The 13,145-nt window shown below is 62.0% G+C and carries 10 protein-coding genes; 2 read left to right on the top strand and 8 right to left on the bottom strand.

What is annotated here, in order from left to right:
• The first annotated feature begins 97 nt into the window (after positions 1-97).
• Positions 98-3,730: a hypothetical protein gene (locus HDC30_RS01955; RefSeq protein WP_183780357.1), complete on the top strand. Its 3,633-nt coding sequence runs from the start codon at positions 98-100 to the stop codon at positions 3,728-3,730.
• An 88-nt stretch (positions 3,731-3,818) separates the two neighbouring features.
• On the opposite strand, the gene HDC30_RS01950 is transcribed toward HDC30_RS01955, so the two are convergent.
• The 8 genes from HDC30_RS01950 to HDC30_RS01915 all read right to left on the bottom strand — a co-directional run bounded on the left by HDC30_RS01950 (position 3,819) and on the right by HDC30_RS01915 (position 11,705).
• Entirely contained in the window at positions 3,819-5,456 is a 1,638-nt protein-coding gene (locus HDC30_RS01950; protein WP_183780355.1) for a BatD family protein, read from the bottom strand.
• Positions 5,453-7,189 carry a tetratricopeptide repeat protein gene (locus HDC30_RS01945; RefSeq protein WP_183780352.1) on the bottom strand — a complete coding sequence of 579 codons (1,737 nt, stop codon included), beginning with the start codon at positions 7,187-7,189 and terminating at the stop codon, positions 5,453-5,455. The genes HDC30_RS01950 and HDC30_RS01945 overlap by 4 nt, the downstream gene beginning before the upstream one ends.
• Complete coding sequence (locus HDC30_RS01940; RefSeq protein WP_150368734.1) at positions 7,186-8,265, bottom strand: VWA domain-containing protein; 1,080 nt, start codon at positions 8,263-8,265, stop codon at positions 7,186-7,188. The genes HDC30_RS01945 and HDC30_RS01940 overlap by 4 nt, the downstream gene beginning before the upstream one ends.
• Positions 8,258-8,755 (bottom strand): DUF4381 domain-containing protein, encoded by a 498-nt coding sequence (locus HDC30_RS01935; protein ID WP_007968588.1) that lies wholly within the window; start codon positions 8,753-8,755, stop codon positions 8,258-8,260. The genes HDC30_RS01940 and HDC30_RS01935 overlap by 8 nt, the downstream gene beginning before the upstream one ends.
• A complete protein-coding gene (locus HDC30_RS01930; protein WP_027613096.1) occupies positions 8,752-9,696 on the bottom strand; it encodes a DUF58 domain-containing protein in 945 nt (314 codons plus the stop codon). Before HDC30_RS01930 ends, HDC30_RS01935 begins: the two co-directional genes overlap by 4 nt.
• 5 nt (positions 9,697-9,701) lie before the next feature.
• Positions 9,702-10,661 (bottom strand): MoxR family ATPase, encoded by a 960-nt coding sequence (locus HDC30_RS01925; protein WP_003218556.1) that lies wholly within the window; start codon positions 10,659-10,661, stop codon positions 9,702-9,704.
• 394 nt (positions 10,662-11,055) lie between these two features.
• Positions 11,056-11,409, bottom strand: a complete 354-nt coding sequence (locus HDC30_RS01920) for a hypothetical protein (protein WP_095136368.1) — start codon at positions 11,407-11,409, stop codon at positions 11,056-11,058.
• Positions 11,400-11,705, bottom strand: a complete 306-nt coding sequence (locus tag HDC30_RS01915) for a hypothetical protein (protein WP_183780349.1) — start codon at positions 11,703-11,705, stop codon at positions 11,400-11,402. The genes HDC30_RS01920 and HDC30_RS01915 overlap by 10 nt, the downstream gene beginning before the upstream one ends.
• A gap of 41 nt (positions 11,706-11,746) precedes the next feature.
• Between HDC30_RS01915 and HDC30_RS01910 the strand changes: the two genes are divergently transcribed.
• Positions 11,747-13,141 carry a hypothetical protein gene (locus HDC30_RS01910; RefSeq protein ID WP_183780346.1) on the top strand — a complete coding sequence of 465 codons (1,395 nt, stop codon included), beginning with the start codon at positions 11,747-11,749 and terminating at the stop codon, positions 13,139-13,141.
• Positions 13,142-13,145: the final 4 nt, after the last annotated feature.

Genomic DNA, 13,145 nt, shown 5'->3' with positions numbered 1-13,145 from the left:
AGATCTGACAGTAGCTGGCCGGCAGCTTCGGGTGATGGGATACCGCAGTCGCCAAGGCGTCAGGCCGGGGCTTTCTGTCACTTGAGGAATTGCTTGTATGAAAACGCAATCACCATCAGCCTCTACGTCTTCTGATCCAGGCGTGAGCGCGCTCAAGCCCATAAGGATCACCAAACTCAAGACTCCCGTGCAGGGCTATGACGGTGGTTTGCCGGTGGCCGCCGTGGAGGGAGGCGTCGAATTTCTGGTTCCTCCCTGGCTGGTCATGGAGGCGGGTGATCTGCTTGAGGTGTTCTGGGGCGACCTGCAGGCGCCGGTCTGGAGTAAAGACATCGAGCCGGAAGATGAAAACGAACTCATCAAAGGGGTTATCGATGAGGGGCATATCCGCAGAGGGGAGGCCTATCCGGTTTTTTATCGAGTGACCCGGCCGTTTCAGGAACCTGAGTCAACACCGCTGCAAAGGTTCTTCGTCAAACTGGATCGCCCCGGCGGCTTCGATGACGACCAGTCAACGCCCGGCAACCAGAACCTGCGCTACCACATTCTCCAAAGCATCATCGACAACGGCGTCGGCCCCGGGGAGGCCGCGGCGGGTGTGCCGATCACGATCCTGCCGTACCCCTTCATGCGTATCAACGACCGTGTAAAGGTGGCGTGGGGCAGCGTAGAGAAAAACGTCCTTGTCGAGCAAAAACATATTGGCGACCCTGACGACCCTGACTACAGCCCGCTGGTCGTGACCATCGATCAAGCACTGATCGAGGAGGCGGGCGACAGCGCCGGGGTGATCGTGGTGTACCAGGTGATCGATGAGTGTGGCAATTATCCGGATCCACGGTCACCGTGGTCGGCGGAAACCCGCATCTTGGTGGATCTGAAAGGAAGTCGTCTGGATGCGCCTGTCGTGCTGGAGGCCGATCCTGTCAGCAATGTCATCGATCTCGACGAGTTGCAAGATGACGATGTGAACGTTCTGGTCAATACCCCCGCTAGCGTCTTCAAGTTGCAGGACATTGTCGCATTGACCTGGCAAGGCACTAACGCCGAGGGCGCGCCGATCAATCATGGCCCGCTGGAGTTGCCGGTGACGCGAGTCGGCGTTGCGCTGACGTTCACTGTCCCGAACGACAAGGTGTGGGCCATCGCCAAAGGCCGGGCCAGTGTCTCTTACGTACTCAAGCGAACAGGCGAGGCTGATCGGCCGTCGAAGAGTGTCGGTATCTCGGTAGAGGGGGAGGCCATCCGTCTGCCGGCTCCTACGGTGGATGAAGCCCCCGCCGGTACGCTGGACCCGAACGAGCATTGGGCCACCGTGCGCATTCCATGGTTTGCGGGACGCGCCGCCAGTGACCTGTTGACGCTGATCTGGGAGGCCACGCGTCCCGGCGGCGGCATCGTCTATTACGAAGACCCGCGCCCGGTTGGCGATGTGCCGGATGACGAGCCGGTGTTGCGCAATGTCTCGAACGCGGAGATCCAGCGTTTCGACGGCTTGCAGGTCTCGGTGTTTTACACCGTTGCCAATGATGATGAGGCGACACTCAACGTGCGCGAGTCGTTGCGGTTCGAGATGCAGGTGGGCGAAGTGCAACCGCTGTTCGTGACGCCGCGCGTGGAGGAGGCGGTGCCTGGCACGTCGTTGATCGATCCGGAAGCCGTCCCGCCGCTGGGCTGTAAATTGATTGTGCCGTATCTGCAGACACAGCCCGAAGACCTGGTGAATTATCGCTGGCGCGGTACAGGCAGTAATGGCAGCACCAGTGGCTCACTGCGTCTTACAGCGCAAACTGCGGGTAGGGAAGTGCCGTTCACGGTGCCTAAACAGTTTGTGACCAACAACCTCAATCGGCGGATTGTCATCGACTATTTCATCGTGCGTGACGGCAAAACCCTGGGTTACTCCTTTCCACTGACCTTGCGGGTCGGCAATGCCCTGCTGGATTTCGATCCGCCCTCAATTGACGACGCGCGCGGCGACCAGATCGATGCGAGCGCGGTGCCAGCGGTAGGTGCAACCGTGCGTCTTGCTGCGGCGTATGGCTTGAGGGTGGGCGACAGCGGCGAGATCCGCTGGATCGGCGGTGCCGGCGGCGGCACGGCCATCGTGCCGTTTCGCGTGGAAAGCGGAGAAGCGGGGCGCGACAAACTGGTCAGCGTGCCGCAGTCGGTGGTGTTGGCCAACGTCGGGCGGGAGATCTCGCTGGATTGCACCGTGGTGCGCCAGCCCGGTGGTCGCCAGTATTCGCGCGTGGCGGTTTATGACGTGCGTGTTTCGTTGGGAACGGGACGCTTGCTGGTGATGGGCGCGCGCTCGCGGGGTAATTACCAGCTGTATGGCGGCGGGACTGCGTGGTTGACCGCGCTGGATGCAACCACCCGGCAGCCGGTCAGGGCCTGGTGGCGTTATAACGGCGAGGAGGGCGAGGTCAGTGGTACGACGTTCCGTGATACTCGGCCGGATCGACTGCTGCATGTGCGGATCAGTGATGATCAGGTGACGATCAATCCGCAGAACCTGTGCGGGAACGGGAATTTTATATCCGGCGAGGGAGCAAACAACGCGGCCTTTGCGGCACGGACTGAGCGTGGAGCCCTGGTGGCATGGGGTAAGCCTGCCCGTGGTGGGGATCTGGGGGATTCGTTACCGGACATATCCGATGCCATATCGTTGAGTGCCTGCGGCTATGCCTTTGCGGCACGACAGGCCACTGGTGGGGTAGTGGCTTGGGGGCTGAGTGGAAACGGAGGAGAGGTGTCGGAACCCATCAGTCCTTTGCGGGATATCGTAGCGGTAAGCGGCAACGGTTATGCGTTTGTCGCGCTACGTCGTGATGGGAGTCTGGTGGCGTGGGGAAGCCCTACTTGGGGTGCAGCACTTCCAGAGCCGGTAGCTGCACTGAGGGATGTCGTCAGAGTGATTGGCAACCTCTACGCCTTTGCTGCGCTTCGGGCTAATGGTTCGGTGGTGGCTTGGGGGCACCAAACCCATGGAGGTAATGTGCCTGCGGCCATCGCGGCGTTGATTGACGTTGTTGATGTAGTCGCTACCGGCTACGCCTTTGCAGCCCTGCGTGCCAATGGTGCTGTAGTTGCATGGGGAGACTACGGTTACGGGGGATCCGTGCCTGGCAAGATCAAACTGCTTACAGACATTGTGGAACTGAGTGGGGCCGAAGCAGCCCTTGCCGCACGACGCAGCAATGGAAGCGTTGTTGCTTGGGGGTACCCTTCAGCTGGCGCAAGCGTTCCTGAGCCGATCGCCTTATTGACAGACATCCGCACGGTAACGGGTAACAATGGATCATTCGTCGCACTGCTCAGCAGCGGGCGTGTTGTGGGATGGGGACGTCAGGCAATCCCAACACCGGTCGCATTACTGACTGACATCGTACAGGTGGTCTGCGGGTACGCTGCTTTTGCCGCATTGCGCGCCAACGGCACCGTTGTAGCCTGGGGGACTGCTGATCGAGGTGGTGAAATCCCGGATGCCATTGCGGCCCGACTGATCAACGTCCGCGCCATTTATGGCAACACCCATGCCTTCGCCGCACTGACCTCCAGCGGCGAGGTCGTGACCTGGGGCCGTGGCCCGGCCGGCGGTAACAGCGATGCCGTCGCCGACCAGCTCAACGGCAAAATCTTCTACGAAGCTACAGCGCTGTCCCGTGGTTTGGGAATGCGTGAGACACGACTGCTTGAAGCGGCGGAAAGTGAACAAACCTCATAACACCGTCAACGCCTGAAAGATCGCAGCCTGCGGCAGCGCCTACACGGACTAAATATAGGAGCTGCCGCAGGCTGCGATCTTTTGCTTTTTACTTCGGATAAAGCGGCGGCAACCCACTGTCACCCACCGGATCCTGCACCCGCTCCGCCGCCGGAATGGTACGAATCGCCCGCCACAAATCCTCACCCTGCCAATGCTGCCCGGTCTCGCTGTACAGCGCGCCGTTGAGGCCGTCGAGGGCGTCGGAAAGCGGTACGAAGCGCGCCGCCATGTCTGCCAAAGTTTCCGGCTGCTGCCGCGCCCATGCGTCCAGTGCCTGCCGCGTCGCTTGCGGATCATTCGCCTGGCACGCCCGCTTGATGTCGTCCAGCAAGGTGCGCGGGCTCGGCCCGGTTTGGGCGGCGCGGTGCACCGCCGGTTGCCAGCGCGCACGCCACCACAGGCCGAAGCCGAGCAGGGTGGTACAGGCGAGGATCAGGGTGCTGAGTTTCCACCACCACAACACATCGTTATCGATGGCGCTCACTTGCAGAGTGCCGGCCGGGGTGTCGACCAGCAGGCTCGGGTTGTTCGCTACTTGCAGGGTGCGCGCCGGCAGGCTGGTGTGTTCCAGATGATCTTCGAAGGTGTTCCACCAGATCACGTCGACGGTCGGCAACTCGATCGGGCCGCTGCGGCTGGGCACCAGCGCTTCGCGTTCTTCACGGCTGCCGATCAGGCCGCGCTCGCCGCTCTGGTTGCTCAGCACCGGTTGATCCGGGTAGCGGCGCAGGCCATTGGCTTCGGTACCGGGCAGGGCCGGCAACTGCGAACTGGCCAGGCCTTCGGCTTTTAAAGTCAGGCTGCGGGTCAGGGAATCGCCGACCTGAAGGTGATCCGGCTCCGGGTTCCAGCTTTCGCTCAGGCTCAGGCTGCGCGCGGGCAGCCACGGCGCATCGGCCGGGTAGGTCAGGGGTTTCGGTTTGACCGTCAGCGGAATCTCTGAGGAGCTGACGTGCAGCAGCTTGCCCGGTTTCGGGCCTTGCGCGGTCGCGTCCTGAGCGGGTTGGGTGTCGACCAGTGTGGCGCTGAAAGTCTGAGGGGCGATGGTCAGCAAGCCACTGTGCTGCGGGTAGATCGCATAGCGCATCTCGATCACGCCATGGCGCACGCCGTTGATGTCTTTCTCGTAAGTGCGGGTGTCGCCCAGTTGCTCGATACGCGCGTCGGCGATCTGCAGCGGGGTCAGGCTGCTGTCGTCGTACAGCGACACCGAATGGTAGATGCGCAGGGTCAGGATCGCCTGGGCCTGCACGTACACGCTGGACTGGTCGAGACTGGCCTCGATGAACACCGGGTCCAGGTTGTTTTTCTCTTCGCGGCTGTCGCTCTCGATTACTTGCACGGTGATCGGCTGGCTCTGCACCTCACCCAGTTGCAGCGGCGGAATGACCACGCTGCCGTTCTCTTTCGGCAGCAGGGTGATGATCCAGCGCGTGGTGGCGCGGTTGTCGCCATTGAGGGTGTTCAACTGGTTGACCTGACGTGTGCCGCGCACCTCGAACAACGGTTCCAGCGGCGTCAGGTCGGGTTTGCCGAACTGCGTGACATCACCCGTTTCGAGGGTGAGTTCGACCGTCTCGCCGGAGTTCAGGCGACTGCGATCCACGCTGGCCGTCAGCTCGGCCGCCTGGGCGGTGGCCGTGCAGAGCAGCAGGGGCAGCAAGAGAGCGGTGAAACGGGTCATCGAGTTTTTTCCTGATCCTGATGTTGTTGCTGTTCGTACCAGAATTTGCGTCGCAGCAGTTCGCCCGGGTCGTCGGGAATCTTGCCCAGCCATTGTTCCAGTGCTTGACGCTGCTCGCCTTCGAGGTTGTCTTCGCTCGGACGCAGCGTTGGCACGGTGTCGGTTTCTTCCGCTTCATCGCTGCCCGGCACTTCGTTGGGGCCCGGTTGCGGCGGGGTGGTCGGTGGCGGTTCGCTGGCCGACTCGCCGGGCTGCGCCTCGCTCGGGGTGTCACTTTTCACCGCGGGTGGCGGCGTGGTCGCTGGCGGTGGTTCATCGCCGGGCACATTCGGCTGCGCCGGTTGTGGCTGTGGTTCGGCCGGTGGCGGGGTGTTCTTCTGCTTGAGCAGATTTTCCACCAGGGCCTTGTTGGTCAGCGCCGGGCGCAAATCCGGTTGCAGTTCCAGCGCCTGTTCATAGGCATCGATCGCCGCTTCCAGCTCACCACTTTTTGCCAGCGCGTTGCCACGATTGTAGTGGGCACGGGCATCGCTGCCTTCGGCGAAACGCTGAGCGGCGCCACTGTAATCGCCGGCCTCGTACAACGCTACCCCTTGCCACTGATGATCTTCGAAGTGTTCGGCAGCCTCGGCCGGGCGTTTCTGCTTGAGCAGGTGCAGGCCCTGTTGGTCGGGGCGCAGCCACAGGTCTTCGAAGTCAAAAGCGTAGCTTGGCTGCGGCAGGCACAACAGCAAGGGCAGACAAAACAACCAGCCACGCCGTCCGGCGCAGGCAGCCAGCAGCAATAGCGGCAACAACAGCCAGTAACCCTGATCGGCCCAGGTGTCGAGGCGCACGGTCTGGCCATCGTCGCGCAGGCTGCGCGGGCCATCGAGCAGGCCGAGGGCGCGCAAATCGGATTCGTCCAGTCGCGCGCTGTGGTACTCGCCGCCGACACTGGCGAGGAATGCGCCAAGGCCCGGGCTGTCGAGTTGCGGCACGCGAATCGCGCCCTGTTCGTCCTTGAGGAAACTGCCGTCCTCCTGAGCGATCGGCGCGCCTTCAGCGGTGCCGATGCCGAGCATCAGCAGTTGCGCCGATTGCTCGCCGAGGGCGCGGCGGATGCCTTGGCGTTCTTCATCTGTGAGCGAGGAGCCGATCAGCAGAATCCGTCCCTGACCGAGCGCACCCTGCTTGAGCAAGGCCAATGCTTTGCTCACGCCGAGATCAGCGCGATGGCCGCTTTCCGGCATCAACGAGGGCTTGAGGGCGTCGAGCAGATTGTGGCTGGTCGCCAGGTCATCCGACAGCGGCACCAGCGTGTGCGCGCTGCCGGCGTAGACGACGATCGCGGTCTGCGCGTCGCTGCGTACCTGCAACAGGTCGAACAGCTTGCGCCGGGCCTGTTCCAGTCGCGTTGGCGGCGAGTCAGTGGCGAGCATTTCCGGGGTCAGCTCCAGAACGACGACCAGCGGGTCGGCAGGTTTCTGGCTGGTCTGTTCGACGCGTTCCCAGCTCGGCCCGAGCAGGGCGACGATGGTCAGCAGCCACGCCACGCCAAGGGCGACCCACGGCAGCTTGCTGGCGCGGCCATTGCCACCGCTGAGCAGCGTCGCGTGGAACGCCGGCGGCAGAATCATTTGCCAGCGTCCGGCGCGTTTCTGCCGGTGCCAGAGTTGCCAGATCAGCCAGCCCAGCAGCGGCAGGAGCAGCAGCCACCAAGGGCGGAACCAGTGCGGCCAGAGCGCGATCATCGGCGCCTCCGCAGACGCAGGCGCTTGAGACGCTCGCGCCAGTCAGGCAGCGGACTTTGCAGATACAGCTCCTTGGTAAACAGGCGTTGCAGCGGGTTGTCCGGCCACAATTCGCGGGCGACCAGCAACAGGCTAAGCAGCAGGGCCAATGCCAGTGGCCACTGATACAAGGCTTGCGCCGGGCGTGCCTGGGTTGGTTGCTGGGTCACCGGTTCGAGTTGATCGAGGGTGTCGCGGATCGCTTGCAGCTCTTTGCCGTCGCGGGCGCGGAAGTATTGGCCGCCGGTGGCGTTGGCGATCGCTTTGAGGGCCGGCTCGTCGAGGTCCAGGCTCGGATTGACCCCGAGCAGGCCGGTGCTGCCACTGTCTTCGGGGTCGGCGCCGATGCCGATCGGGTAGATTTTCACCCCTTCGCTGGCGGCCAGTTTCGCCGCGGTCAACGGATCGATTTCGCCGCCGTTGTTGGCGCCGTCGGTGACCAGAATCAACACCCGGCTTTGTGCCGGACGCATGCGCAGGCGCTTCAGCGCCAGACCTATCGCATCGCCGATGGCGGTGTTCTTGCCGGCGATGCCGATGCGCGCTTCATCGAGCCAGACGCGCACGGTATGCCGGTCAAACGTCAGCGGTGCCTGCAGATAGGCCTGACTGCCGAACAGGATCAGACCGACGCGGTCGCCATCACGGCTTTCAAGGAAATCGCCGAGCAGATGCTGGACCAGCGACAAGCGACTGACGTCTTCGTCCTGCCACTGCATGTCGGGAAAGTCCATCGAGCCGGACACGTCCACCGCCACCAGCAGATCGCGGCCGCTGGCGGCAATCGGCAACGGTTCGCCGAGCCATTGCGGGCGGGCGGCGGCGCTCAGCAGCAACAGCCACAGCAGCAGGAACGGTGCTTGCTGGCGCCACGCCGGCAGGTTGGCGCGGGCCCGGCGCCGTGCCAGACCTTCGAGGTCGGAGAGGAAACTCACGCGCAGCGCCGGCTCGCCGCTGTCGGCCACCGGCAGCACCAGACGCATCAGCCACGGCAGCGGCAGTAGCACGAAGATCCACGGCCAGGCGAACTCAAACATGCTTGCGAATCCAGGTGTCGACGGCTTGGGTCAGGCCGGCGATGGCTTTGTCGTCAAGCTTGCATTCGGGTTTATAGGCGCCTTCGACCAGCACCATCCAGCGCGTCAGGCCGGCGGCCGGGCAGCGGTTGTCGAGAAACGCCAGCCATTTGCGGCCATTGAGCGTGTGGCTCTGGCTGTAGGGGTAGTGGTTGCGGCACAGGCGTTTGAGCAGACCGTTGAGCTGCTGCAGCCAGGCCCCGGCCGGTGCGCCGTCGTAGGGTTTGGGCATCTGCGCCAGTTCGGCCAGTGCGGCGATGCGTACGGGGTCGAGCGGTTGTTCGGCGCGCACGATCGGGCGTTTCCTGGTCGGAATGAAGCGGCGCAAACGCCACACGGCGAAGCCCAGCAACGGCAGTAATAACAGCAGCAGCCACCAGCCCGGCGCTGGCGGCCAGAAGTCGATCGGTGGTGGCGAAATCAGCGGTTGCAGTTGTTCGAGGCCGTTCATCGACTGCTCCCCGGGCGCTGAGGATTGAGGAACTCGCGCATCTGCTCGACCATTTCGCTTTGCGTGCTCAACGGCATCAACAACACCCGCAGTTTTTGCGCGAGCAATTCCCAGCGGGCGATGCGTGCTTCGGCCTGAGCGCGATAGGTCTGGCGCAGCTCGAAGTTGAGGGTGTCGAGTTCCAGTTGTGCGCCTCTTTCCGCGAATCTCAGCAACCCGGCGGCGGGCAGGGCGTGGTCCAGCGGATCGGACAGCGGCAGCAGCAACAGGTCGCAGTGCCGCGACAGCAGGCTCAGTTGCTGCTCGGCGCTGTCGGACAACGCGCGCTCGTCGCAGATCACGATCACCAGGCTGCCCGGGCGCAACACCTCACGCGCCCGGCGCAGCGCCACGCCGAGGGCGTCGCGGTCCGGCTCGCGTTCGCTGTGCAGCGACTGATTGACTTTCACCAGGCGGTTGAGCAATTGCAGCAGGCTCTGCTTGCTGCGGCGCGGTTTGATTTCGTAATGCTCGTTGTCGCCGAACACCAGTCCGCCGACCCGGTCGTTGTGCCCCAGCGCGGCCCAGCCGATCAACGCCGCCGCTTGCGCCGCGAGCACCGACTTGAACATCAGCCCGGAGCCGAAAAACAGCCGCGTGCTTTGCTCGACCATGATGAAAATTGGTCGTTCGCGTTCTTCATGGAACAGCTTGGTGTGCGGCTCTTGCGTGCGCGCCGTTACGCGCCAGTCGATGGTGCGCACGTCGTCGCCGGCCTGATAGACCCGCACCTGATCGAAGTCGACCCCGCGACCACGGAATTTCGAGTGATGCAGACCGATCAGCGGACTGCGCTGGCTCGGCGTGGAAAACAGCTGCACTTCGCGCACACGGTGGCGCATCTCGATCAGATCGGTGAGGCTGATGCGGATGCCCGGTTCGGACGGCAGGGGGGCGTTCATGGGGGTCAAGCGACGGCTACGACGTCGAGAATCCGCTGGACCACCCGATCCTGATCGATGCCGGCGGCTTCGGCTTCAAACGACAGAATGATGCGGTGACGCAACACGTCGAACAGCACCGCCTGAATGTCTTCCGGGCTGACGAAGTCGCGCCCGGCCAGCCAGGCGTGGGCCCGGGCGCAGCGGTCAAGGGCGATCGAGCCACGTGGGCTGGCGCCATAGGCGATCCACTCGGCCATTTCCGGGTCGAACTTGGCCGGGGTGCGCGTGGCCATGACCAGTTGCACCAGGTATTCCTCCACGGCGTCGGCCATGTACAGACCGAGGATTTCCTTGCGCGCGGCGAAAATCGCCTGCTGGCTGACTCGGCGTTCCGGTTTGGTTTCGCCATTCAGCGCTTCGCCACGGGCCTGCTGCAGGATCCGGCGTTCGACGGCGGCATCCGGGAAGCCGATCTTCACGTGCATCAGGAAGCGGTCGAGCTGCGCTTCGGGCAACGGGTAGGTGCCTTCCTGCTCGATCGGGTTCTGCGTCGCCATCACCAGAAACAGCGGCGACAGCTCGTAAGTGCTGCGCCCGACACTGACCTGACGCTCGGCCATGGCTTCGAGCAGCGCCGATTGCACCTTGGCCGGGGCGCGGTTGATTTCGTCCGCCAGCACCAGGTTGTGGAAGATTGGCCCTTGCTGGAACACGAAACTGCCGGTTTCCGGGCGATAGATCTCGGTGCCGGTGATGTCGGCCGGCAGCAGGTCGGGAGTGAACTGGATGCGATGGAACTGGGCTTCGATGCCCTCGGCGAGTTCTTTGATCGCTTTGGTCTTGGCCAGACCCGGAGCGCCCTCGACCAGCATATGGCCGTCGGCGAGCAGGGCGATGAGCAAACGCTCGATGAGTTTTTCCTGGCCGAGAATCTGCGTTGAAAGAAAGGTTCGCAGCGCCAGCAGCGCTTCACGATGTTCCATCGGTGACTGTTCCTGGAAAGGGTGGCCGCAGGCGTTCGGATAACGCCGGGGCTGGGGGCGTTACTTTAATCCATCGAGGGGGGCGGCGACTAACGGCATTTTGCGCAAAGTGCGGGAAATGACTGGGGGATTTGTTGGGATTTTGTAGCCCGAGAAAGGTGCAGTGTTCTTTCGGGCCTCTTCGCGAGCAGGCTCGCTCCCACATTTGAACGGCGTACACCCGTCAATGTGGGAGCGAGCCTGCTCGCGAAGGGGGCAGTCCAGACGACATCAAATTTCGCCTCATCGCCGGCAAGCCAGCTCCCACAGGTATTAGAGGTGCGAATGCGATTTGTGCAACACATCGGCCACTGTGGGAGCTGGCTTGCCAGCGATGAGGCCAGTCCAACCAGCATCAAATCTGGCTGATATAGGTCCCGGTGCCATCAAGGATGTTCTTCAGGGTTTCTTCAACTTCAGGCAGATCCACCATATCCGGATTGAAGGTGATCTCCAGCACATCATCCCCATTCAACGCATCGGCATCCGCCGCCGCGATCTCGATCTTCAGCAGGGTCTTGGACAGGGTGACTTTCACGCCGTCGAGCGTCGAAGGCTCGCCATCCAGGGTGATCTCCAGCTCGTCCTCGTCCGGATAGCGGCTCATCAGAAACATGTCGCCCTTGTCGCTATGGCAGCAGAGCATGGCCATGTTGTCTTCTTCGTCGTCGCACGGGTTGACGATCAGTAGGGCGGTGGTCATTTGCATGGGGGAATTCCTGGCCGACGGGCGCTAAGTGCAATCGAAAGCGCGATTTTGCCAGCCTTGGCGCATTTGCGCTGCTCTCTTGCGTGGGTTGCTTTATTGACGACTGCAACAAGAGGGTGCGTGAAACCTGGCGGAATCAATGAACAAGGAAAATTCCGACAGATGAATTCTGGGTTGAGGGTTGAAATTTCCGAGGACGCCGCAGGGAAAATTACTTGTTTGAACTTGGCAGCCATTTTCTGCTTTTTCGCTTGTTTTATCGCCACGATTGTCATTATTTTGCGGTTCGAACGCAAAGGAGTGCGTCATCTCAAACCGAAAAAAGGGACCTCTTTCAATGCATCCGTATTTCGAACGCGCTGAGGAAATTGCACACCTGTCCGACGATCAGATTGAGCAGATTTATCAGCGATATCTGGACGGGGAAAAAAGCGCTGCGCTTCTGGTCGAGTATCAGATCCCTGCCACTGTCCGCAGCTTGCTCAAGGTTTTGCCGCCGATTGTCAGTCAGGATCTGAAGTGCCCTTATTGCGATGTGCCGATGTGGGTACGTCGGCACGCCCGGGGCACTCCGGTCTCGCAGCGTCATCCTTACAAATGCATACGGTGCGAGCACCGATACTCAGCATCCGCCCGCCATGGCCGACGCATGGCGTGTACTTGCCAGGCATGTTGCCAGGTTCATCAGCAACAATTGGCGGCGCAGGCCGAGCGTGATCGACGCGAACTTGAATCGCGCTTCGGTGTACCGAGTCCCGCGGTGCCGTATTCGACCCTTGGGTTTGTGCAGAAGCTGACGTTGCTGGCCTTGCTTGACGATGGCAATGCCAACCATCCCGAATGGATCGCGCCGTTGAGCGCGACATCCCGAAGCGAACATCTGGCACCGAGCGTCGAGGCCAGCGAGGAAAGATTGAAGAGTCTGCACGAGGCTGGCGTGTTAACGGTCGCGACGAGCTCTGATATCAGGGCCTTCGATCGCACTGAGGGTTGCAGTATCAGTGACTATTCTGCAGTGCGCTGGCAGCCTAATGTGGCACTCGGCGGAGTTGCGCGCTGTAATCGGGAAAGCCTGTACCTGACGCTATATCAGGAGTTATCCGGCGAGATTCAGGTCGCCTGGAAGAGCGAACTCTACGGGCTGATTTTCGATCTGGCCCGAGAAGAATCGCTTCAATACATCCGTGTGCTGGCCAACGAAGTCAGTTTTTCGTTCACGGCCGAGGCGCGTGCCGAAACGGTTGTGGGGCAACTCCTGCAGGATTTTTCCGTAAGCCAGCTCTACTACTTCGCCCGCCTGGCAGTAAAAAACGCTGCGCACTTCTACGCCACCGGCAACTCCAAAGGTCGCAATCACGCGTCCAACACCATCCCGCGCAACATGCTCGGGACCGCTCAGGATGCCCTGACTCGGAACTGGCGCAAAAACGCACACCGTGATTCGCGGGTACCGCAATCGGCGTTACATCGGTTGTTGTATGACGTAGTGCTCAAGGACAGCGGTGCCGGGTTTTCCAAGTCGCCGGGAATGTATTGGCGCGATGAGCTGGTACCGCAGTTCTTCTCCCGTGCAGCTTTTGACAGTGACCTGCTCGGTCATTTGAGGCTGTTTTGCCGAGAGTGTGACTCCAGCAATATCGACGCCAGCATGGATAAATTGATTCTGAAAACCATGTGTTACGACTGTGCCACCGTGAGTAAATTCAGGGCTTTCGAGGAGCTGCCTGACTGATGTT

This window comes from Pseudomonas sp. JAI115 (genome assembly GCF_014200835.1).
Taxonomy (GTDB): domain Bacteria; phylum Pseudomonadota; class Gammaproteobacteria; order Pseudomonadales; family Pseudomonadaceae; genus Aquipseudomonas; species Aquipseudomonas putida_A.
Note: the sequence above shows the minus strand (reverse complement) of the source record. Positions and strands in the feature narration are given on the sequence as shown.